The organism is Desulfovibrio sp., from assembly GCF_047607245.1.
GTDB lineage: Bacteria > Desulfobacterota > Desulfovibrionia > Desulfovibrionales > Desulfovibrionaceae > Desulfovibrio.
Genome location: NZ_JASGDK010000096.1, coordinates 39,140 through 45,430, shown reverse-complemented (window position 1 = coordinate 45,430; position 6,291 = coordinate 39,140). Strand labels below are relative to the sequence as shown.

Genomic DNA, 6,291 nt, shown 5'->3' with positions numbered 1-6,291 from the left:
GTGAAAAGCCCCAGGCACGAATTGACGATGGCGCCGAAGAGCACGAACCACCAGAACTCTGACCGCTGTGCACGGCCACTGAAGTTGCAGTATTTTTGAAACAGACAAGTTCTTACCGCGGTTTTGAAGTCCATGCGTGCTCCTTGCTGCCTTGCGGCGGGCCAAGTGGTCAATGCCCACGACAACCGGGGCAAAAAAAGTGCCTCAGACAAATATTCCAAACAGTGCGGTTGCAAGATGCGTTTCCGTCTTGTACTTGCAGGAACATGCTTTTATACGGCGAGAGTTTTCTTGTGGCACTCGACCGGGATAAAAAATGACGTGCGACGAAAAACACCTGCAAAACCGCTTGTGACGATGCCGTTTACGCCGTGCGCTGCCGCCAGGACTGCACTGTATTCATAAGCAGCATGGCAATGGTCATTGGCCCCACGCCGCCGGGAACCGGAGTGATGGCAGAAGCCTTGGCGCTCACGCTTTCATAGTCCGCATCGCCGCACAGACCCTCGGGGGTACGGTTGATGCCCACATCAATGACCACCGCGCCTTGGCGCACCATATCGCCCGTAATGAAACGGGGCCTGCCGATGGCAAGAAAGAGAAAATCCGCGCTGCGGCATTCCGCCGCCAGATCAGGGGTACGTGAATGGCAAATGGTGACTGTGGCATCGCCAAATTCGCCGGAGCGGGTCAGCAACAGGGCCAGGGGCTTGCCCACAATGTCTGACCGCCCCACCACAACGGCTTTCTTGCCCCGGGTGGGCAGATTGTAACGCCGCAAAAGTTCCATAACCCCGGCAGGCGTGCAGGACACGAAGCCCGGCAGGCCAAGGGAAAGCCGCCCCACGTTTTCTGGGTGAAATCCGTCCACATCCTTGGCCGGGTCAATGGCCAGCAGGCAGGCCTGGGCGTCCAGGCCCTTGGGCAGGGGCAGTTGCAGCAAAATGCCGTCCACATCGGGGCGGGCATTACACTCTTCAATAAGTTTCAGCAGGTCCTGCTGTTTGGTATCTGCGGGCAGCCGATAGGCAAATGAGGCTATTCCTGCCTCGACGCAGCCCTTTTCCTTATTGCGCACATACACCTGTGATGCAGGATCTTCACCAACCAGAATAACCGCCAGGCCAGGAGCACGGCGGCCCTTGGCCGTGGCCGCGCTCACTTCGGCAGCCAGTTCAGCGCGGATATCCAGCGCAGTCTTCTTGCCGTCAATCACTATCATTGCTTGCTCCATATCTTTATTACCGTCCGCAGGCACGCGAACGGCCAATATCTTTTTGTCACGCAATGTTGCCAGTATAGACTGCCCGGCGTTCAAGCTCAAGCGGCGCACCACATTTTGTTGCTGCACGCTGCCCCCAATTAAACCCGCCCGGTGCAGCAAAAAAATTCAGAGCCCGTGTCCATTTTAGCGGCCACGGGCTCTGAATTTTTATATCTGCCCGAAACTTAGGGAAGCACTGATTAAAGAGCCTCCTGGAAACGCGTAGTGATTTCGCTTGGCAAGGCGCGATCTTTTTTTGAAGCAGGAGTGGACTCTTCCGTCCTCGACTTTTTCAAAAAAAGGGGAGCAACGCCGCCAAACGGAATAAATCAGCGTTTCCTTAGTCTTCCGTGCCGAGGGAATAGTATTCCGCCAGCATGGGACCGAAGAATTCGGCGTCGTCGCCCAGTTCTTCTTCAATACGCAGCAGCTGGTTATACTTGGCCATACGCTCGGAACGGCACAGGGAACCGGTCTTGATCTGGCCGGAATTGACGCCCACGGCCAGGTCGGCAATGAAACTGTCTTCCGTTTCGCCGGAGCGGTGCGAAATCACGGTGGTGTAAGCCGCTTCCTTGGCCATTTCAATGGTGTCCAAGGTTTCGGTTACGGTACCGATCTGGTTGAGCTTGATGAGAATGGAGTTGGCCACGCCCTCGGCAATGCCTTCAGCCAGAATGGAAGGGTTGGTCACAAAGACGTCGTCGCCCACCAGCTGCACATGGTCGCCCAGGCTGGCGGTCAGCATGCCCCAGCCGTCCCAATCGCCTTCGGCCATGCCGTCTTCGATGGAGATAAGGGGATACTTACGGGTAAACTCGGCCAGCCATTCGCTCATTTCGGCATTGTTGAAGGTCTTGCCTTCACCGGCCAAAACGTATTTGCCGTCCTTGTAAAACTCGCTGGAGGCCACATCAATAGCCAGGGCCACTTCGGTGCCGGGATTGTAGCCAGCTTCTTCAATGGCCTTGATGATGTAGGTAAAGGCTTCGTCGTGATTCTTGAGGTTGGGGGCAAAGCCGCCTTCGTCGCCCACGCTGGTGACATGCCCGTCATTCTTGAGAATGCCCTGCAGTGTGTGGAAAATTTCCGTGCCGATGCGCAGGGAATCGCGGAAGGTCATAGCCCCAACGGGCATGATCATGAATTCCTGAATATCCAGATTGTTGGGGGCATGCGCGCCGCCATTGATGATGTTCATCATGGGTGCGGGCAGCACCTTGGCGTTGATGCCGCCAAGATACTTGTACAGCGGCAGGCCCAAAAAGGAAGCTGCCACTCTGGCGCAAGCCATTGACACGCCCAGCATGGCGTTGGCGCCCAGACGGGACTTGTTGTCCGTGCCGTCCAGATCGATAAGGGTGTTGTCAATCTGCACCTGGCGCAGCACATCCATACCCAGCAGGGCATCGGCGATTTCGCCGTTCACATGGTCCACGGCCTTGGTGACGCCTTTGCCACAATAACGTGCTTTGTCACCATCGCGCATTTCAAGAGCTTCGCGGCTGCCGGTGGAAGCCCCGGAAGGAACGGCGGCCCGCGCTCTGAGCCCGGATTCCAGGGTCACTTCCACCTCGACGGTGGGGTTGCCGCGCGAATCCAGAATTTCACGGCCAAAAACCGAGGCAATGCTGCTCATGTGTGGCTCCTTTGCCCTCTTGGGCTTGTTTTCTTTCTATAATCTATGGCGCAAAAAAGCGCTGTCACTTCACCAGGAACCAGGCGGCCGAGCCGTCTGCTGCACAAGAATGCAGCGCGCCGCAACGCGGCGTGGATTCTGCCAAAAATCGCATTTTTCGGCAGGATGACAACTTTGAAATGCAAGGCATTTCAAAGTTAGTCTACTCTAGAGCGCCGTGCGCTCTTCATAGTACAGCCGCCGCAAACCCTCAAGCAGCAAGGCGGGTAACACCTGGTCAAAAACCGGGCTCACCCTGGCAATGGAAGCGGCAAACCCACCAGTGCCCAGCACTTTTACCGGGCCAGGCAACTGCCTTTTCAGCCGCTGCGTCAGCCCTTCCACCATACAGGCGAACCCAAAAACCAGTCCGTGCTGTATGCTGGTGGTTGTGTTGCGCCCCGGCGTGGGCTCGTCGGCACGCACATCCAGATTGACTCTGGGCAGTTTGGCGGCCTCACGCGAAAGCGCGCTCAGCGCAGTGCGCGGGCCGGGAAAAATCAGCCCGCCCATGTAGGCATCGCCGTTGACGCAGTCAATGGTCACAGCCGTGCCGAAGTCCACCACCAGCAGGCCGGGCGCTTCGGGGCACAGGCGGCGCGCCGCATAGGCCCCCACCAGCCTGTCGGCACCCACTTCGCCGGGGCGTTCATAACGGTTTTCAAGAGGAACTGGCAGGTCCATGCCCACACGGAGCAAGGGGCAGTCCACATATCGGGCCACGGCCTCACGCAGCAAGGGATCAAATCCCGGCACCACCGATGAGGCTACACAGGCCTTGATAGTATGCGGCACAATGCCCGCATGCCCGAGAAGGGAAATCAGGCTGAGACCGAGATCATCCGCCGTTTGCCCCACATCAGTGCGCAATGTATATGAGGTCAGCACTTGCCGCTCATGCGCAAGGCCGACTTTAATAGACGTATTGCCTATATCAAAAAGCAGAAGTTCGGGCTGCATCGGGCACCTCCGCGAAGGTCTGAGCTGGAATGGGTCACCCCAATGATTATGCCCAATTAGCCCACGCTACGCAAGGCATGGGCAGACGCGCACAAACCTTTCACGCAGCGTCCCGGACCTTAAAGCGAAGTACGCGCAGGCTTGAACTCTGAGGGTTCTGGAATAACGACCCCAGGCAGTTTGAAAATTACGCCTGCGCGGCAGCGCCCGGTGATGGAGTGTCGTCATCTTTTTCAAGATAAAGCGTGCGCGTGGGAAAGGCGAAATCAGCCCCAAGACCGTGCACTACTTCAATAATCTTCAAATACACGCGGTGCTGGATCTGCATGAAGAGATTCCAGTTCGCCGTCTGGGCGTAGCAGTACACCATAATATTCAGCGAAGAATCGGCAAATTCGTTAAAGCAGACCAGAATCGTCTGTCCCTTGTCTATCCCCTCTTCTTGCTGCAGCATTTTTTCCAGACCTTCGGTAACAGCCTGCACCCTGTCAGCGTCCTCATAGCGCAGGCCTACCTGCAATTTTATGCGGTAGGTGGATATGCGGCCCACATTTTCAATGCAGATGGATGAAAAAACCTCATTGGGCACATACAGCGGATAGTGCTCGAATGTCATGATCTTGCACATGCGCCAGCCAATTTCCACCACAGTGCCTTCAACCTTGCGATCCGGGGATTTCACCCAGTCACCGATGTCAAAGGGACGGTCAAAATACAGCATCAGGCCGGAAAAAAAGTTGCCCAGAATATTTTTGCTCGCCAGACCAATAGCAATGCCGCCGATACCGCCAAAAGTCAGCAAACCCGCGAAGCTTATGCCAAGATATTCGCCGAAAAGCAGCATGGCGCAAAGGCAGATGCCCGCCTTGAGAAGACGCGCCACCATACGCCCCAGCGTGGCGTCGCCACTGGTTTTCGCCAGATGATCGCAAAAACGGTTGATGCCCAAAAAAGCTTCGCGCATCAGGATCAGAATAATGGCGACGCGCTGAAAAACATCAATATATCTGGGATTAATGGCGGTAATGCCGAGTTTGTCCGCAAGTTCGCGGGCACAGAGGCTTGTGGCGACAACAAGAGCGCACGCCGCACACACACGGGCAAGGTGAACCACGATATTGGCGCTGCGCTTTTCTCCCCGGACAGTGAAGTAGAACAGTATGACAGCCACAACCGCCGCGATGGCATACCTGTCGGTAAGAAGCGCAATAATTTCTTTTTCGTCCATGCCCTTGTTCCAAATTCTGCCCCGCATCTGAGGCATTTCGCACTTGAAATTCCCTCAGGGAGCATTTCAAACAATTCACCAGGCAACAACTGCCCCTTGTTCGCCGCCTACGGCGATTTCAGGCGTCAGCTGTTCTGGACTGACGCGCCGTTGCCGGCAGTGCCAACCTGTCCATCCCCAACGGCGGAGGCGGTGTCAGCCGGGCGCTCTCCATCCGAATGCTCTTCGGCCAGACGCTCTCCGGTCAGGCCGTCCTTCAGGCGAACCGCCATATTCTGGGCAAACACCTTGCCCAGGGCCTGCAGCGAAAGAGCCGTCAGACCAGACACAGCCCGCCCCGGCCGCAGCCATTTCCAGCCCAGGCCAAGCAAAAAGGCCCCGCCAGTGCAGGAGAGCGGCCGCGACCGCACAAGGGCGTAGGGGTCAAACCCCGCCGAGGCCTCGCGCAGACGGCGCTTGGCGTCCTCTACGGAACCTGTTTCTTGCGTGGAATCGACAGCCACAGCAACCCTCCGGCTATACCCGCACATGCCAGGGCCAGAATGCAGAAAACCCAGGCTGGATGCAGAACCGTCACAAGAGCCTGATACAGGGCTGCGACCAGAAAAAACACGGCCACAGCCCCGAAAATCAAGCCAAGCACCAGCAGCACAGCCATGCGCACTGTGGACAGGGCGTTGCGCTGCAACAACCGGCCTTCTGCTTCCAGCAGATCGAAGAAACGGATAATTATTTCAGTAAGGCCATTCACGCCGTAAATTACCTGTCCTGGCGGAAGAAACGGGAAATGACGTAGCCAGCGCCAAAGGCCAGCAGCAAGCTACCAAGAGGATTCTGGCGTATGCGGTCGCTGATGTTTTCAACGCCGTCGCTGCCTGCGTTCAGCGCTTTTTGCAGTTTGTCCGCCGCCATTTTCTGATACTTGTCTATCTCTTCTTCCAGCCCGGCGGTCATAGCCGCGGCTTTGCCGGAAGCGTTTTTCTCCACGGCCTTGGCAAGGCTTTCCATCTGTTTGCGCAGAGCTTGCACTTCGTCCTTCAGAACATCAATATTTTCTTCGTTTTTGACGGTCATAGCATCTCCTTTCGGGCACAGGGCCCGCGCTTATGCGGCCATTCGGGCTTTTCACCATCTACTGCCGCTTTATTTTTTCTATCCTAA

General features: G+C 56.5%; 8 protein-coding genes. All 8 read right to left on the bottom strand.

Annotated features, from left to right (window positions below; all coding sequences use genetic code 11):
- Positions 1 to 134 (bottom strand): DUF805 domain-containing protein (locus QM579_RS07880; protein ID WP_414998618.1); only part of this gene is annotated, 134 nt, incomplete at its 3' end.
- A 230-nt stretch (positions 135 to 364) separates the two neighbouring features.
- Entirely contained in the window at positions 365 to 1,222 is an 858-nt protein-coding gene (gene folD, locus QM579_RS07875) for a bifunctional methylenetetrahydrofolate dehydrogenase/methenyltetrahydrofolate cyclohydrolase FolD (RefSeq protein WP_414998617.1), read from the bottom strand.
- 382 nt (positions 1,223 to 1,604) lie between these two features.
- On the bottom strand, positions 1,605 to 2,903 hold the full coding sequence (eno, locus tag QM579_RS07870; protein ID WP_414998616.1) for a phosphopyruvate hydratase: 1,299 nt from the start codon (positions 2,901 to 2,903) through the stop codon (positions 1,605 to 1,607).
- A gap of 207 nt (positions 2,904 to 3,110) precedes the next feature.
- Positions 3,111 to 3,902 (bottom strand): type III pantothenate kinase, encoded by a 792-nt coding sequence (locus QM579_RS07865; protein ID WP_414998615.1) that lies wholly within the window; start codon positions 3,900 to 3,902, stop codon positions 3,111 to 3,113.
- A gap of 187 nt (positions 3,903 to 4,089) precedes the next feature.
- Positions 4,090 to 5,130: a mechanosensitive ion channel family protein gene (locus QM579_RS07860; RefSeq protein ID WP_414998614.1), complete on the bottom strand. Its 1,041-nt coding sequence runs from the start codon at positions 5,128 to 5,130 to the stop codon at positions 4,090 to 4,092.
- 125 nt (positions 5,131 to 5,255) lie between these two features.
- A complete protein-coding gene (locus QM579_RS07855) occupies positions 5,256 to 5,633 on the bottom strand; it encodes a hypothetical protein (protein ID WP_414998613.1) in 378 nt (125 codons plus the stop codon).
- Positions 5,597 to 5,881 (bottom strand): phage holin family protein, encoded by a 285-nt coding sequence (locus QM579_RS07850; protein WP_414998612.1) that lies wholly within the window; start codon positions 5,879 to 5,881, stop codon positions 5,597 to 5,599. The genes QM579_RS07855 and QM579_RS07850 overlap by 37 nt, the downstream gene beginning before the upstream one ends.
- Positions 5,882 to 5,889: 8 nt before the next feature.
- On the bottom strand, positions 5,890 to 6,204 hold the full coding sequence (locus QM579_RS07845; RefSeq protein WP_414998611.1) for a DUF883 family protein: 315 nt from the start codon (positions 6,202 to 6,204) through the stop codon (positions 5,890 to 5,892).
- Positions 6,205 to 6,291: the final 87 nt, after the last annotated feature.